This is a genomic window from Mesorhizobium onobrychidis (genome assembly GCF_024707545.1).
Classification (GTDB): Bacteria; Pseudomonadota; Alphaproteobacteria; order Rhizobiales; family Rhizobiaceae; genus Mesorhizobium; species Mesorhizobium onobrychidis.
Map to the genome: position 1 here is coordinate 2,178,603 of NZ_CP062229.1, position 15,549 is coordinate 2,194,151.

Sequence of the window (15,549 nt, forward strand, 5' to 3'; positions counted from 1 at the left end):
TCTTGTTTTATGCATGTCGTTGTCCCAAAACCGCTGCGCACTTTTGGGCGACATGCATTAGCGCCCGCTCATTCGGCGGGCTTCGATCCCGATCTTCCGCCCGGTTTCGTAACAAGTTCCCGTAACCATTTGCGATGATGCCGCCAGGCCCAGCCGCCCGTCACCGAACCGCGTATCATGGCGGGAATCGTGCCTCGCACCCAGAGGGCCGAATAGGCGTGGATGATCCAAACGCCGATCATCGCAACGGCCGCGATGGCATGAATGAGGAGCGCCACCCGCTGTTGACCGACCGTCGTGTAGGCGGAGAAATATTGATCCCAGATGACCAGGCCACTCGATATCAGGATGATGATCAAGACCGACATGGCCCAGAATACGAATTTCTGGCCGGCATTATACTTGCCGACTTCCGGCACGTTCTCCTCGTGATTGGCCAGCACGTCGCGAAAGCGCGTGAGCCAGGCCCCATCTTCGCGCTTCCACAGATTCGCCTTCCAGAACCGGATGAAAAGCCCGAAGAAGCTGAAGAAGAGAACGACACCGATCCACGGATGGATGAAGCGCGTGAACTGGCCACCACCGAACAGTCCTGACAGAAAGAAAAGGCTCGGGTGAAACAGCGCGAGGCCGGACAGGGCAAGCAGGATCAAGCTCGCCGCAGTGATCCAGTGATTTATCCGCGCGCCCACCGTATACCGGTCCACCGTGACGGGCTTGCCGGGATGAACTACGCTATCAGGTTCGACATCATGCGCTGTCATGGCGGTCACTCCGCACTAGCCGTTCGGCATTCTCCTCATCCGTGTCCGAAACCCTGTTCGGCCCCATCACCAGATGGTGGAGCAGGCCGACGCCGGCCGCGACCCCAAGCACGGTCAGGCCGGCATATTTGGTGATGCCCTTCCACGCCTCCACGAGAGGACTGATCCTAGGCTCCTTCGGCAGGCCGGAATAGAGTTCGGGCTGGTCGGCGTGATGCAGCACGTACATCACATGCGTTCCGCCGACACCTGGCGGATCGTAGAGGCCGGCATTGGCATACCCGCGCGCCTTCAGGTCGGTAATGCGGCCCTCGGCATGCTGCTTCATCTCTTCCTTTGTGCCGAAGACGATGGCCTGGGTCGGACAGGCCTTGGCGCAGGCTGGACCCTGGCCGACGGCGACCCGGTCCGAGCAGAGCGTACATTTGTAAGCCGTATGGTCGACGCGGGAAATGCGCGGGATGTTGAAGGGGCACCCCTTGATACAATAGCCGCAGCCGATGCAGCTCTCGTGGACGAAATCGACGATGCCGTTGGAATATTGAACGATAGCGCCGGGCGCCGGACAGGCCTTGAGGCAGCCCGGATCTTCGCAGTGCATGCAGCCATCCTTCCGGATCAGCCACTCGAGGTTGTTCGTCTCTGGGTTCTCCCACTCGCTGAAGCGCATAAGCGTGAACATGTCCGGCGTCAGGTCGGGCGGATTCTCGTATACGCCGGCGTTGACGCCGATCTCCGGATGCGTGTCGTTCCACTCGATGCAGGCTGTCTGGCAGGCCTTGCAGCCGATGCATTTCGAGACGTCGATGAGCTTGGCCACCTCCGTCAGCCGCTCGGCCGGCGCGGGTACCGTTGAGGCGGAACGGCGGACGAGATCCTTCTCCGAGAAGCGGGGCGTCACGTCCGTTACCGAGGGATTGGCAATTGGAGGAAACATCTGCCGCCTCCCTATGCCACCGGCCCGGAGATGGGCTCGATATTGACCAGAAACGCCTTGTATTCGGGCGTCTCGATGTTGGCGTCGCCGACATAGGGCGTCAGCATGTTCGGGCCGAAGCCCTTCTTTGCCGCTCCGGTGAAGCCCCAGTGCAGCGGAATGCCGACGATGTGGACGGTCTTGCCGTCACAGGTCAGCGGCTTGATCCGCTTGGTTACCACCGCCTTCGCCGTAACCGAGCCGCGCTTGGACCAAACGCGCACCCAACCGCCTTTGGCGATACCCTTTTCGGCCGCTAGCTGTTCCGATATCTCCACAAAAAACTCCGGCTGCATCGCTGCGTTGACGACAACGTGCTTGGTCCAGAAGTGGAAATGCTCGGTCAGGCGATAGGAGGTCGCCGCATAGGGGAACTCCGCCGAGGCCGGCTCGGCGAACTGCCTGAAATCCCCTTCGAATACCCGCGCTGCCGGGTTGCCCCGGACGTTGGGCGCGACCGGATTGACGATGGGCGATTCGAACGGCTCGTAATGCGCCGGGAACGGTCCGTCACGCATCATGCCCCGAGTGAAGAGGCGCGACACGCCTTCCGGATTCATGATGAAGGGGCCGACCTCGCCGGGCTTAGCTGTCGGCGCGATGTCCGGGACGTCGTAACCCGACCATTTCGCACCGTCCCATTCGATCACCTTGCGGTCGGGATCCCAGGCCTTCCCGTTCAAATCGGCCGAAGCCCTGTTGTAGAGGATGCGGCGATTGGCAGGCCATGAGAACGCCCATTTCAAGTAGGCGCCTGTCTCGTCGGGATCGTCAGTGTCCCGGCGGGCCATGTTGTTACCCTTCTCGTTGAAGCAGCCGGAATAGATCCAGCAGCCGCAGGATGTGGAGCCGTCGTCGCGCAGCGCGGCGAAGCCCGGTAACAGTTTTCCGGTCTCGGCAAGCACCTTGGTCGGATCGGTCGTGTCCGTCACCGTCGCGAGCGCCCGGCCGTTGAGCTCCTGGGCGATTTCCTCGGCCGTCGGATCGCCCGCATCGGCATAGGGCCAGTGGAGATTAAGGATCGGATCGGGGAAGGCGCCCCCTTCCTTGCGATAGAGTTCCTTCAGGCGAAGATGTATCTGCGCCATGATCCAGGTGTCGCGCTTGGCCTCGCCCGGCGGTGTGCCGCCGGCCCAGTGCCACTGTAGCCAGCGCCCCGAATTTGTAAGAGAGCCGTCGTCTTCGGCAAAGCACGTCGACGGCAGTTCTATCACTTCGGTCTGAATCACCGACGGATCGACGTCATTGTGCGCGCCGTGGTTCTCCCAGAAGCGCGCCGTCTCGGTAGCCAACGGGTCCATGACGACCAGGAGCTTGAGCTTGGAGAGCGAGGCCGTGATCTTCTGCTTGTTGGGGAACGACTGCAGCGCGTTGAACCCTTGGCAAAGATACAGGTTGATCTTGCCCTGGTGCATCATATCGAAGGCGCGCAGCACGTCGTAGCCGGGCACGTCGAGCTTCGGCAGGTAGTCGTAGGCGAAGTCATTTTCCGGGGTTGCCGCCGGGCCGTACATGGCCTTCTGGAAACTGACGAAGAATTTCCTGTAGTTCTGCCAGTAGCTCATCTGGTTCGGCCTGAGCGGCTTGAAACCGCGCGTCGACATATAGGCGGTGAGGTCCGGTTCCTTCTCGTTGGGCAGCGTCAGATAGCCAGGAAGCAAGTTGGACATCAGCCCGACATCGGTCAGTCCCTGGATGTTGGAGTGGCCGCGCAGCGCGTTCATGCCGCCGCCACGAATGCCGATATTGCCCAGAATGAGCTGCAGCATCGCCATGGCGCGGATGTTCTGCGAGCCCTTCGAGTGCTGCGTCCAGCCGAGCGCGTACATCGAGGTCATCGCCTTGGTCGGCGACGAGCACTCCGCCACCATCTCGGCCACCTTCAGGAACTTATCCTTCGGCGTGCCGCAGATGCGCTCGACCATTTCCGGCGTGTAGACCGCGACATGATTCTTCAGCAGGTTCCAGACGCAGCGAGGATTTGCCAGCGTATCATCGACGACGGCGAAGCCGTCTTCGCCGATCTCGTAGTCCCAGCTCGACTTGTCGTAGTCGCGCTTCGCCTCGTCGTAGCCGGAAAACAGGCCATCCTGGTAGGTGAAGCCCTGCTTGACGACATAGCCAGCGTTGGTGAACGCCTTCACATAGTCCCGCTGCACCTTGTCGTTTTCGATGCAATAGTTGATCAGTCCGAGCAGGAACGCGATGTCCGTGCCTTGACGGATTGGTGCATAGAGATCCGACACCGAAGCCGAGCGCGTGTAGCGCGGATCGACGACGATGAGCTTGGCGCCACGGTTGGCCTTCGCCTCAGTGACCCATTTGAAGCCACAAGGATGGGCCTCGGCGGCATTGCCGCCCATGATCACGACAAGATCGGTGTTCCTGATGTCGGTCCAGGAATTCGTCATTGCTCCGCGGCCGAATGTTGGGGCGAGACTCGCCACCGTCGGGCCGTGTCAGACACGTGCCTGATTATCGAACACCAGCATGCCCGCGCTACGGACCACCTTGTAGGTCTCGAACGCGGTTTCATTAGTCGTCGCCGAAGCGGCGAGGAAGCCGGTGGTAATCCATCGGTTGACCGTCACACCGTCATTGTTCGTCGCGACGAAGTTCTGGTCGCGATCGTCCTTCATCAGGCGGGCGATACGGTCAAGCGCGTTTTCCCACGTTGTCGGCTCGAACTTGTCCGCCCCGGGCTTGCGGATCATCGGCTGTTGCAAGCGGGTCGGGGCCTTGACGAAGCCGAGCAGGGCCGAGCCCTTGGGGCACAAGGTGCCGCGGTTGGTCGGATGGTCGGTATCGCCCTCGATATGGGTGATCTCGGCCTTTTCGCCCTTCCTGAGATCACCCTTTGAGTAGAGGATCACACCGCACGCCACTGAGCAGTATGGACAGGTATTGCGTGTCTCGGTGGTGTTGGCGAGTTTGAAGGATCGTATCGCCTTGGCATGTGCGGCTTCGATATCGCCGAAACCGAGAGCTCCAAGCGTAGTACCGGCGAGACCCGCGCCTGCCGTCTGCAGGAACGCGCGCCGTGACAATTCGATGTTCATTTGAATGTCCTCCCGAAGCGGATGCTCCGAAGGGCATCCCGAACCAAGGGTACGAATGCATTTTGATCCAAAATAGGACAATGTCAAACAAAGCCAAGTGTGCGTTGCACCGGGGCCGCCGACTGCTCTGCATTTCATAGTGGTTTATAGTTGATATCTGTACTCATGTTTTTGGATGAGAGAGTGCGATTGACGCTTGTCCACGGATGATCTTAGAGTGCAGCGTGGTATTGGAAACGGCTCCCGCGTGCCGGGGCGCTTTTCGGACGACGGCCGACGGTGGCGTAAACGTGCGCTCCGGTGCTGCGCATGTGTCCCGCTTTTCCCCTCTCGCCAAACGTATTCGGACCGCCCTTACCGTTTCCGCGTCTGATCTCTCCGTTTCCGTCCAATCGGTCCCGATCGATCGCCGGCGTGCGGCCAAGGCCAATTCCGCAGGCTCGGTATCTCGCTCGGTTCCAATCCAGGGAGGCTTGCCATGGCGATTGTCCTCGCGCCTGAGGTCGCCGACGCTCCCGTGCTTCGCTTGACCAGCCTCGCCCATGGCGGCGGCTGCGGCTGCAAACTGGCGCCGTCCGTCCTTCAGCAGCTTCTCGCAGACCAGGTCGAGGCCAATCCCTTTCGTCAGCTTCTTGTCGGCACCGAGACCGGAGACGATGCTGCAGTCTGGCAGCTTGACGACGACACCTGTGTCATCGCCACCACTGATTTCTTCATGCCCATGGTGGATGATCCGTATGATTTCGGCCGGATCGCCGCGACCAACGCGATCTCCGACGTCTATGCGATGGGCGGCCGGCCAATCATGGCGCTGGCCATTCTCGGTATGCCGCTCGACAAGATGCCGACGCATATGGTCCGGGACATTTTGAAGGGCGGACGGGCAGTTTGCGCCACCGCCGGAATCCCGGTCGCCGGCGGCCACTCGATCGACTCGCCGGAGCCGATCTATGGTCTTGCCGTGATCGGTACATGCCGGCCCGAAGACGTCCGGCGCAATTCGGGTGCGAGGCCGGGAGACGCCCTGATTCTGACGAAGGCACTCGGCGTCGGCATCTACTCCGCCGCGATCAAGAAGCAGGCACTCCCGCCCAGCAGCTATGTCGAGATGATCGCCTCGACCACCCTGCTCAACCGGATCGGTTCGGAGCTCGCGCAGGACGAGAGCGTCCATGCGATCACCGACGTGACCGGTTTCGGGCTGCTCGGACATGCTCTCGAGATGGCGCGCGGCTCAGGCTGTGCTCTGGTCATTCGGGATCGCGACGTTCCGCTCTTTTCCGAAGCCGTGCTGTTGGCAGAGCAAGGATTTGTCACCGGCGCTTCGCGGCGCAACTGGGCGAGCTATGGCGACGCGGTGCTCCTGCCTGCCGATATGCCGGAGTGGCGGCGCCATCTTCTTACCGATCCACAGACTTCGGGCGGGCTGCTCGTCGCCTGCGAGCGCGACAGAGCGGCGGCCCTGGTCGAAAAGATTGTCGCGGAAGGTTACACGTCGGCTTGCGTGATCGGCCATGTCGAGCCCGGCGCACCCGCGATAACGGTCCAGTGAAGCCGTTAAACCTGTGATTGGCGCGGGTGCCCGGATAATCAGCGCCAGCGAACCAACCCATTCGCCAGCATTCCCGATCTGAGTTCCGGCCCCTGCAAAGTCTCCCAAGGCCGCTTGACGCTGGTTTTATATCGGCTATTCTAGAATGGCAATTTTAGAAAGACCCTAGATGACCAGACCGCGATCGTTTGACGAAGCCGCCGTGCTCCATGACGCGATGGACGCGTTTCGGCGAAGCGGTTTCGCTGGCGTTTCTATTAAGGATCTGGGCAACGCCACGGGCCTGACATCCGGCTCGATCTACAATGCCTTTGGCGACAAGGAAGGTCTCTATCGGGCGGCATTCGGCTATTACGTTGATGCCGTCATCCGCCGCCGGATCGAGACTTACGTCGGCGAGGCAAACGATCTGGACGGTCTGGAACAATTGTTCCTGTCATTGCTGTGCGCTCCGGAATCCGACGAGAATGGCTGTCTGTTGACGAATGCTGCCGTCGAGTTCGGCGCGCGGCCGTCGGTCGCCTCTGAAGGTCTCGCCGAAGGCTTCGCCATGCTGGAAGCTGCCATCAGACGGGTCGTCGAGCGCCAGATTGGGGGAGGGCAAGCCGATCTCCTGGTCGTCAGGCTTCTGCTTCTCTACCAGGGCATTCTCGTCCTGATCCGCGCCGGCCAGAACGTCTCGGCCTGCCCGGCCGTCATTCGATCAGAGTTCGAGCAACTACGGAAACTTCTGCCATGATCAGTCTTTCCCGCAGAGCGGTGCTTCTCGGCACCGCCGGCAGTCTCATTGCGCCTTTCGTGCCGGCCCTCGGCACAACAAGGATCATGTCGCCCGTCCGATACGTTCGGACCAACGGCATCAATATGGCAGTTTACGAAGCCGGCAAGGGGCCGGCGGTGGTCTTGCTGCACGGCTTTCCCGAACTCGCCTTCTCCTGGCGCCACCAGATTGCGCCGCTGGGGGCCGCCGGCTACCGCGTCATCGTTCCCGATCAGCGCGGCTATGGCCTGACCGATCGGCCATCAAAGGTCGAGGACTATGATATGGCGCATCTGACCGACGACCTCGTCGGCCTGCTCGATGCGCTCGGTGTCGAAAAGGCCGTGTTCGTTGGCCACGACTGGGGCGGCCTAGTGGCGTGGCAGATGCCGCTTTTCCACCTGAAGCGTGTTGCTGGCGTCATCGGCGTGAATACACCGTTCATTCCTCATGAGATGCTGTGGCTGCATCCGAGCCTCACCAGAGGCCTGACGGCGCCCGACAAGCCGTTCGTGGCCGACGAGACCAAAGACCCGATCACGCAAATGCGAGAGGTCTACAGTCCCGAGATGTATGTGCTGATGTTCGAGGATGGTGATCTCGCCGACCGGCTAATGGCGCACGACGTGGCCCGCGTGTTCAGAGACAATATGCGCAAGGGCGTCATCACCGCCGCGCAATACGCCAAACTGCCGCCGCAGGCCCGGCACATGACCTTCATCAAGGCACTTGAGCGGCCGGAACCCAAATCGCTACCCGGCGAATTGATCCTGACGCCGGACGAGCTTGCTTTCTACGTCGAGAGCTTCGAGCGCACTGGTTTCTCGCCCGGCATCAACTGGTACCGCAACTTGTCGCACAACTGGAAAGCCGGCTTGAACGTCGACCAAACGATAAAAGTGCCGTCCCTGATGATTGCCGCCGAGGACGATGTCGTGCTTGCCCCGGCGCTGATGGATGGAATGGACGCCCACATAGCCGATCTCGAGAAACACGTGGTCGCTGGTTGCGGACACTGGTCCCAGCAGGAGAAGCCTGAAGAGGTCACCGCCCTCATGGTCGACTGGCTGAAGCGGCGTTTCCCGGCGTAGCGGCCTAGGGGGAGCCCTGCATTCTAGCGGCCGGCGCGCCTCTACAGGTGCACGTCACGCAGGTAGGGAGCGGCGATAGCTGACGCTGCAAAGTCGTGCGGCCGGATGTCGGCGATAAGCAATGCCTCGGCCTTGCTGTCGGCAGAGGTCAGAAGGGTGCCGTCGGGGGCGCCGATCGCTGACAGGCCGGCATAGCAGAAAAGGTCGTCCGCGCCGCAATGGTTCACATAGGCGACGATGCGGATATTCCCTACGCGACATGCACCGTGCGCTGCCTCGGCTTGATCGCGGTGGCGAGCAGCAGGCCGGCGACGATAAAGGCAGCGCCGGCGAGGTCGTAGTCGTGCATGCTTTCCCCAAGAAAAAGAGAAGCGAGCACGGCGACGAAGACAGTCTGCAGATAGAGCAGCATGCTGGCGCGCCCGGCGCCAAGCGTCTCGACGCTGCGGTTGTAGAGGTAATACATCAGAGCGCCGCCCGGGCCAGCGACATAGGCGAGTGCCAGAAGGCCGTTCGCATGCAGCGCCGAACGCTCGCCGGAAAACAGTTCCCAGAGATAAAGGGGCAGTGCGGCCAGCGCGCCGGCTCCTAGCAGCAGGACCACCATCGGCAGAAGCTCGATAGAGAATTTGGAGCGACGCAGCAGCACGGTGTAGAGGCCCCAGCAAAACGCGCTGCCGACGATCCACAACTCGCCGGGATTGAACTGGAGCCGCATCAGCGCGGTAAGGTCGCCGCGCGCTACGATCACCACCATCCCGACCAGAGCGAGCAGCGCGCCAAGCGCCTTCCAGACGCCGAGGGGCTCGCCGAGCACGAAGCGGGCAAGCACCATGGTCATGATCGGCGACAGGGCCATGATGATACCGGCGGTCGTCGCGTCGGTGTAATTGAGGCCCGTGTAGATCATGCCCTGACAGAGGGTCAGCCCGATGGCACCGATGGCCAGCACCTCGATCGCCCGGGATTGGATCAGCACGAGCATCGCCCCGTGATGACGATGGACGATAGGCAGCAGGATCGCGCAGGCGAGCGCCAGCCGCCAGAAGCAGAGCGCCCAAGGCGGCATTTCGGGGGCAACCCATTTGGCTGCGATGTAGACGCCGGCGGACAGGAGCCAGCAGAGCGTCGCGGTGGAATAGGCGAGAGGAAGCGATACCCCGGCTGTCGCCTTCGCTACGCTTGGATGGGCTATCGGCAGCGATTGCATGTCCGTCTCCTCCCACCGCCGATCTTAGCAAGATTGCTGCGTCTTGCCGAGCAGCAACGCCACCTATTTCACCAATCCTTGTGCGGCGGTTTTTTCCGTGTGGAACACAGGCCAGCGACGAAAGTTCGGCTTTTGCAGCCGTAGACAAATGCTGCCAGATCGGATCCTCCCGCCGATCACAGCCCGCGTCCTTCTCTCCCTGGCGCGGGCTTTCATCCATTTGACCGATGCGCTGATCATGGAAGGTACCCAGATTACAACTGGATCAGTCCCTCTGATCCCAACAGACCGTTGCCCGCGTCCTCTCCCGGAGGCGCGGGCTTTTCGATTCTCAGACTGGTCCGCAACGCTGCGCTTTTCAGACGTTCAGTCGGAGCAGTTGAACGTCTGCGTGGGCCACGAGCTGCCAGCGCCCGACCTGAGCCTTATAACCACCCTTTCGAAGCTGGGTGATCGACCGACATAAATCAGTTTTTGTGTCGAAGCGCGTCGACGAGCAGGGCGAAAGCGGGGGACGTTTGACGGCGGCTGGGATATGGGATAATAGAGGTGATATCCTGGCCAAGGCGGGGACCACTCATCCAGCACCCGAACAAGACGACCGCTCTCAAGATGAGGCTCCGCCACGTCCTCCGGCACATAGGCGAGGCCGAAACCATCCAGCGCGGCTTCGAGAATCTCGAAGGTGCCATTCAGGACGATCTGGCCGTCCACCCGCACCTTCAGTTCGCGACCGTCTCGCTCGAAATCCCAGGCCCACAGCCCGCCATTGGTGGAAAAGCGCTGGTTGATGCAAATGTGACCGGTTAGCTCCTGCGGCGTCGTTGGCGGCGGCCGCTTGGCGAAATAGGACTTCGCACCAACGACAGCGAAGCGGATATCCGGTCCGACGCGCACGGCGATCATGTCCTTTGCAACCTGCTCTCCGAGTCGCACGCCGGCGTCGAACCGTTCTGCGGCGATGTCCGTCAGTGCGTTGTCCATGAAGACCTCGACCATGATGTCGGGATAGCTCGGCAGCAGCTTCGCCAGCTTCGGCCGGAGCACGGATTTGAATGCGTGGTCACTGGCGGTGAGACGAATGGTGCCGGCAGGCTTCTCCCGCAACTCGCTCAATGCGTCGAGTTCGGCCTCGATCTCCTCGAAATGCGGGCCAATGTTGCGAAGCAGGCGCTCCCCGGCCGCTGTCGGTGAAACGCTGCGGGTTGTGCGGGTCAGCAGTCGAAGGCCCAGGCGCTCTTCGAGTTCGCGGATCGTGTGGCTCAGTGTGGACTGCGAAATTCCGAGCTGCGCGGCGGCCCGCGTGAAGCTGCCTTCCCGTGCGACGGCCAGAAAGGCCAGAAGCATATCATGTCTTCCACGCTGCATTTATGGCTCATGCCGATAAGTCGATACTAGTTATACAAGCTAGTGAGACGAGTTGCACCCGGGCACGATCGACGTGGAATGTCCTAAACGGATCAGGCGTTCGGTGATCGACAACCGCAACGGGCGCGTCACGAACGCAACTTCGCCGAATATGCTGTGCCGGTTCACGCCGACGCGCCGCCCGTCGTGGACGTGATCTTCGTCGACAAGGAAGACCCGTAAGTGGATTCTCTCGGCGTAAACGGCCTCGGCGAGATCGCAATGGTCGGCGTCGCGCCGGCAATCGCCAACGCCATCCTCCACGCCGCAGGGCGGCGTATCCGTGCGCTAACGATCACGCCTGACAAGCTGGAGTGGCGCCAGTCGACCTCTGTTGCCAGCCGCCGGGCTATGGCTGTCGCGTGACGCACCAAGGCGGTCAGAACCTGGACTGACGCCGGAGCCTTTTTCCGACTATTTGCCGAAAAAATCCAACAATATCATGCCTTTAAACGTCTAAAATGGTAGAGGGAAGGGCGCTGGAAACTAACCTTCTCCATTTTCGGCAATTCCCCAACCGTCGCGAATCTCGCGATCGAGCAGCGTCCTCCAGTCACTCATAGCCTGTCATCTCGAGATAGCCGCGCCCGGCATGGCTGCCCTCAAATCGGATCGGGCCCTCCCAATAGGGAAAGCGTGTGTCCATCCAGGCTTGCGGGTTCAGCGCCTGCGTGGTCACATCTACCTCTTTTTCCGGCAATTGCACCCGCCAACGGATCGGCACGCTGCGTCCCGCGACTGCCGCCGTTTCGAGCGGCGTGACCCTTAGCGCGCCGGGGGCCTGCGGCTGCGGCCTGCCGTCGGCCTTGATCCATGTGGCCGATGTAAAGCCCGCGCCTCCGCCGCGCAGACGAAAGCCCATCATCTTTTCGCCGCTGTCGAAATGCAGCGAGAACCAGTCCCACCCGGTTTGATCCTCAGCCAGCGGCTGCGAGGACCATTCGTGGTCCAACCACGCCTGACCGGTCACCGCAATCGCGCCCGCGGGAAGGGTCAGCGTCCCGGTCACGTGGTAGAATGGTTGCGAGTAATAATAGCTCGCCTGCCCCTTCTCGGATTTCACCGAATAGCCCTGCACTCCCTGCGGCACCAGAGGGCCTTTGGCGTCCAACGCCAGTTCGTAGGAAAACGCCTGTCCTGCCGCACGCAGATCGAGCGCCGACAGCGCATCCGCCTCTGGCAGGGCCTGGCCTGCCATCTGCCAATTGTCAATCCAGGCCGCAAAGGGCGCAGCCGTAACCCCCGCCTGGCCGATGCCGCCCCGTGCCATCCGTTCGTCCACGAATTGGTGCGTTTGCGTCGTCAGCCCCGCATGACCCATCCAAAGCTGCGGACTGGACCAGCCGGACCGCTCCACCGGGGCCAGGGCGGATCGGAAAAGAGTCCATTGCACACCATAGTCCGTTCCATCCGCAGCTTGCAGGTTGGCGGTCAAATACCACCATTCGATCCGGTAACCGGGGTGCGGGCCGTGGTCTGCCGGGAAGTTGAATGCAGTCCCCGGCTGCGGCACTGAAAACCCGTCAGCCTCTGTGCCAAGCCCAGCAAAACCCTGGCCAAAGGCAGGTGCGGCCAAGCACAGATAGATCAGCAATGCCCTAACGCTCATGTGCAAATACGCTCAACAAATCCGATGGCGAAAGACGCGCCAGCCGCCAGGCAGGCACGGCGGCTGCGAGCCCGGCCGCCAGCAGCGCGAGCGCCGCCAGCCGCACCCAGTCACCGGGAAAAAGGTGCATCGGCAGACGCCAGCCAAAAGCCTCGACATTCACCACCGCCAGCAGAACAAAGGCGAGCCCGATACCTACAGGCAGAGCGGCCAGCATGGTCAAGGCTGCCAACAACAAGCCGCGCCAAAGCTCCAGCCATACGAGGTGGCGGCGGGGCAGACCCATGGCCCAGACCGGCGCCAGTTGCGGTAGGCGCATCCCCGACAGGGTCATGAGGCTCGCAAACATCGCCAGCCCCGCGACTCCCAGCGTCAGCACATTCAGCGCGGCTGTCACGTTGAATGTGCGCTCAAATACTTTGAGCGAAAAGACCTTGATCCCGGCCTGGTCAATCACGTTCTGCGCGGGCAGCCCGAATTCCGCCCGCAAACCCGCAGCCAGTGATTCGGCCTTGCCGGGGGCAATCCGAATGGCATAGCGCAGGCGGGAGACGTCAGGATAGTGCTGGAGCAGTGTGTCGATCCCGATGATCACTTGGCCGATCGGGTTGCCATAGTCGGCATAGACGCCGACGATGCTGGCCCGCCAGCCACCGGGCAGCGTGATCTGGTCCCCCAAGCCCAACTCCTGGCGCCGCGCCAGTTGTTCGTTGATCAGGGCGCCGTCGCCTGTGGCGATCCGGTCCCACACCTCCGGCACTGCAGAGAGGATCGGCCAGTTGTCGCGATAGGTGGCATGATCGGCCACGCCGTATATTGCCGCGGGCTGGCCTGCGACCCGGCCCTCAATGCTCCAGATCGGCAGGACCGCGTCGCTGCGCTGGGCCAGCCAGTCGTGTATCGCCGTGGCCTCTGCTTCAGTGCGGGCGGTCACGTAAAGCTCAGAGGCGAGACGCTGATCGAGCCAGCCGGTGAAGGTCAGCCGAAAGCTCGACACCATCGTGCTGACGCCCACATTGACGGCCAGCGCAAGCAGCAGTGCCATTAGCGCCAATGACAGGCCGGGAAGCTGTTGACGCGTGTCGGCCCAAAACCATTCAGCCAATGGTCCACGCGCCAAGCGGCCGCCAAGGTGCAATATCCCCGTCAGCACGAGCGGCAGCGCCAGTGCCGCCCCCAACAGCAGTGCCGCCAGAAGCGCAAAACCCGCCTCGAGGCCGGATCCGAACTGTGCAATTCCCGCCGCCGTCAACAGGAGCACCATCGCAGCCACGCCTTGCGCGCGCAGGGCCCGCTCCGAAGCCCGCGCCCAGGCCCGAGGCTGGGCCGACGCAAGCAGCGGCAGGTGCCATAGCCGCCAGAGGCTCTGTGCGGCCGCTACCAGCGTGCCGATTACCGAGATCGCCAGCCCCGCTGCCCACACTGCGGGGCGGATCGACAGCGTTCCCGGCACATCGGCCCCGTAAAGCCCGCGCAGGGTGGCGGCGACGTCGGGCAAAAGGGCCGAGGCGACTACATAGCCATGTGCCACGCCCACCAGTCCCGCGAGGAGGGCGAAGATCAGCAGCTCGGCGATCAGCAAAAGGACCAGCACGCGGGCCGGCAAGCCCAGTGCGCGCAGCGTGCGAAATACCTGGCGGCGCTGTTCAAAAGCCAGACCGATGGCGGAATGCACGATGAAGAGCCCCACCGCAAAGGCAAGAAAACCGAAAGCCGTCAGGTTCAGGTGAAAACTGTCGGTCAGCCTGGCAAGATCCCCCGTTTCGCTCGGCTCGCGCAGGGTCAGGCCGGGGGCTGTCACCTCTAGAGGGGCACGGCCAATCGGTTGGTCCGGCCAGAGCAAAAGACGAGAGATCTTGTCCTTTGCCCCAAGCAGGACCTGTGCCTGCCCGATGTCGGTGAGGACTGTGCCAGGCGGCAAACCCTCGGCCACGCGCACGGGAGGTGTCGCTTGCTCGGTTAGTCGTGCCGCGGTTTCCGGGGCTGCATAGAGCACACCGGGCGCCGTGATGAACGGCAATAGCTCATCACCCACCGCAACATCCACCTGCTGCGCCTGCGGCGGCAAAGTCAGTGGGTCAATGCCGAGGACGCGCAACCGCACATCCCCAAACCGCATTTCACCTTCAATCACCGGCGAAGCCAGCCAGCCTGCTCGCCGCAGTCTCACAAACACCTGTTGATCCATCCGGGCCCCGTCCTCACGCACCAGTTGCGCGAGCCGGTCCTGCCCAAGGATCGCCGCTGCACGGTCATAGCTCGCCCGCGCCTCACCGTTGATCGCCTGAACCGCTGACCACAGCGCCGTTGCCAGCGATAGCCCCAAAAGCAGCATCGCCAATTGGACAGGCCGCCTGCGCCAGTGAGACAAGAGCGCTGTCAGCCCGGTCCACACCATCACACCAGCCGGCCCGCGTGCAGGTGAACGCGGGCGTTCAGCCGGTTTGCCAGACGGTTGGAATGGGTGACCATTAACAGGGCGGCACCCGTTTCAGCCACCAGCGACAGCATAAGATCGAGTACAGCGTCCCCTGTTGCCTCATCCAGATTGCCCGTGGGCTCATCAGCCAGAACCAGCCGGGGCCGGGCGGCCAAGGTCCGGCCGATCGCCACCCGCTGTTGCTGGCCGGCCGACAGTTGTTCAGGGTAGCGCGTGAGGACTTGGGAGAGGCCCAGCCGTTTGGCAAGGACTTTCAACCATGCCGGATCAGGGCGGCCAGCAAGCCGAGCCTGAAAGGCAAGGTTGGCCGCCACATCAAGCGAAGGGATCAGGTTGAACTGCTGGAACACAAGTCCGATTGTTCCCCGCCGCAGGGCGGCAAGGGCTGTATCGTTCAGCCCCACAATATTGGTACCGCCAAGGTGGATTTCTCCCGCATCAGGGCTGTCGAGCCCTGCAACGAGGTGCAAAAGCGTGCTCTTGCCGCTGCCAGACTCGCCGGTCAGCGCAAGGCTCTTGCCCGCCTCCAGCGAAAGATCGATCCCGTTCAGAACATGCAACGTCCCCTCGCCAGTGGGGTAGAATTTGTCGATCTGGTGCAGCCTCAGCAGCATGTTACTCCCCGGAGGTCCGCGTGCATCTGACACGGCATGCCCGTGAAATAGCGCCAAACAACGACCC

The 15,549-nt window shown here is 62.1% G+C and carries 12 protein-coding genes and 1 pseudogene; 4 read left to right on the forward strand and 9 right to left on the reverse strand.

All coding sequences use genetic code 11. The annotated features are described in order from the left end of the window. Window positions 1-68: 68 nt before the first annotated feature. Genes IHQ72_RS10720 through fdnG form a run of 3 tightly spaced genes read right to left on the reverse strand, consistent with a single transcriptional unit; the run spans window position 69 to window position 4,799 of the window. The gene (locus tag IHQ72_RS10720; RefSeq protein WP_258122418.1) at window positions 69-764 is read right to left on the reverse strand and encodes a formate dehydrogenase subunit gamma; all 696 of its coding nucleotides are present in this window, start codon (window positions 762-764) and stop codon (window positions 69-71) included. Next, window positions 751-1,701, reverse strand: a complete 951-nt coding sequence (gene fdxH / locus IHQ72_RS10725) for a formate dehydrogenase subunit beta (protein ID WP_258122419.1) — start codon at window positions 1,699-1,701, stop codon at window positions 751-753. The genes IHQ72_RS10720 and fdxH overlap by 14 nt, the downstream gene beginning before the upstream one ends. Window positions 1,702-1,712: 11 nt before the next feature. Next, window positions 1,713-4,799 carry a formate dehydrogenase-N subunit alpha gene (fdnG, locus tag IHQ72_RS10730; protein WP_258122420.1) on the reverse strand — a complete coding sequence of 1,029 codons (3,087 nt, stop codon included), beginning with the start codon at window positions 4,797-4,799 and terminating at the stop codon, window positions 1,713-1,715. Between the two features lie 478 nt (window positions 4,800-5,277). Here fdnG and selD point away from each other — a divergent pair, with 478 nt between their 5' ends. The 3 genes from selD (at window position 5,278) to IHQ72_RS10745 (ending at window position 8,202) form a co-directional block, all read left to right on the forward strand. After that, complete coding sequence (gene selD, locus IHQ72_RS10735; protein ID WP_258122421.1) at window positions 5,278-6,351, forward strand: selenide, water dikinase SelD; 1,074 nt, start codon at window positions 5,278-5,280, stop codon at window positions 6,349-6,351. 169 nt (window positions 6,352-6,520) lie between these two features. Next, window positions 6,521-7,090 (forward strand): TetR/AcrR family transcriptional regulator, encoded by a 570-nt coding sequence (locus IHQ72_RS10740; protein ID WP_258122422.1) that lies wholly within the window; start codon window positions 6,521-6,523, stop codon window positions 7,088-7,090. A gap of 86 nt (window positions 7,091-7,176) precedes the next feature. Beyond that, the gene (locus tag IHQ72_RS10745) at window positions 7,177-8,202 is read left to right on the forward strand and encodes an alpha/beta fold hydrolase (RefSeq protein WP_258123798.1); all 1,026 of its coding nucleotides are present in this window, start codon (window positions 7,177-7,179) and stop codon (window positions 8,200-8,202) included. A 41-nt stretch (window positions 8,203-8,243) separates the two neighbouring features. On the opposite strand, the gene IHQ72_RS10750 is transcribed toward IHQ72_RS10745, so the two are convergent. The 3 genes and pseudogenes from IHQ72_RS10750 to IHQ72_RS10760 form a co-directional block, all read right to left on the reverse strand. Continuing rightward, complete coding sequence (locus IHQ72_RS10750) at window positions 8,244-8,429, reverse strand: carbon-nitrogen hydrolase family protein (RefSeq protein WP_258122423.1); 186 nt, start codon at window positions 8,427-8,429, stop codon at window positions 8,244-8,246. Between the two features lie 23 nt (window positions 8,430-8,452). Then, on the reverse strand, window positions 8,453-9,412 hold the full coding sequence (locus IHQ72_RS10755) for a DMT family transporter (protein ID WP_258122424.1): 960 nt from the start codon (window positions 9,410-9,412) through the stop codon (window positions 8,453-8,455). A gap of 467 nt (window positions 9,413-9,879) precedes the next feature. After that, a pseudogene (locus IHQ72_RS10760) lies at window positions 9,880-10,780 on the reverse strand (LysR family transcriptional regulator). A gap of 222 nt (window positions 10,781-11,002) precedes the next feature. Here IHQ72_RS10760 and IHQ72_RS10765 point away from each other — a divergent pair. Beyond that, window positions 11,003-11,185: a hypothetical protein gene (locus IHQ72_RS10765; protein ID WP_374120342.1), complete on the forward strand. Its 183-nt coding sequence runs from the start codon at window positions 11,003-11,005 to the stop codon at window positions 11,183-11,185. Between the two features lie 187 nt (window positions 11,186-11,372). Here IHQ72_RS10765 and IHQ72_RS10770 read toward each other — a convergent pair whose 3' ends face one another. Genes IHQ72_RS10770 through IHQ72_RS10780 form a run of 3 tightly spaced genes read right to left on the reverse strand, consistent with a single transcriptional unit; the run spans window position 11,373 to window position 15,482 of the window. Further along, window positions 11,373-12,428, reverse strand: coding sequence for a lipocalin-like domain-containing protein (locus tag IHQ72_RS10770; RefSeq protein ID WP_258122426.1), 1,056 nt, complete (start codon window positions 12,426-12,428; stop codon window positions 11,373-11,375). Beyond that, entirely contained in the window at window positions 12,418-14,826 is a 2,409-nt protein-coding gene (locus tag IHQ72_RS10775) for an ABC transporter permease (RefSeq protein WP_258122427.1), read from the reverse strand. Before IHQ72_RS10775 ends, IHQ72_RS10770 begins: the two co-directional genes overlap by 11 nt. Then, window positions 14,826-15,482 (reverse strand): ABC transporter ATP-binding protein, encoded by a 657-nt coding sequence (locus tag IHQ72_RS10780; RefSeq protein WP_258122428.1) that lies wholly within the window; start codon window positions 15,480-15,482, stop codon window positions 14,826-14,828. The genes IHQ72_RS10775 and IHQ72_RS10780 overlap by 1 nt, the downstream gene beginning before the upstream one ends. Window positions 15,483-15,549 lie beyond the last annotated feature (67 nt).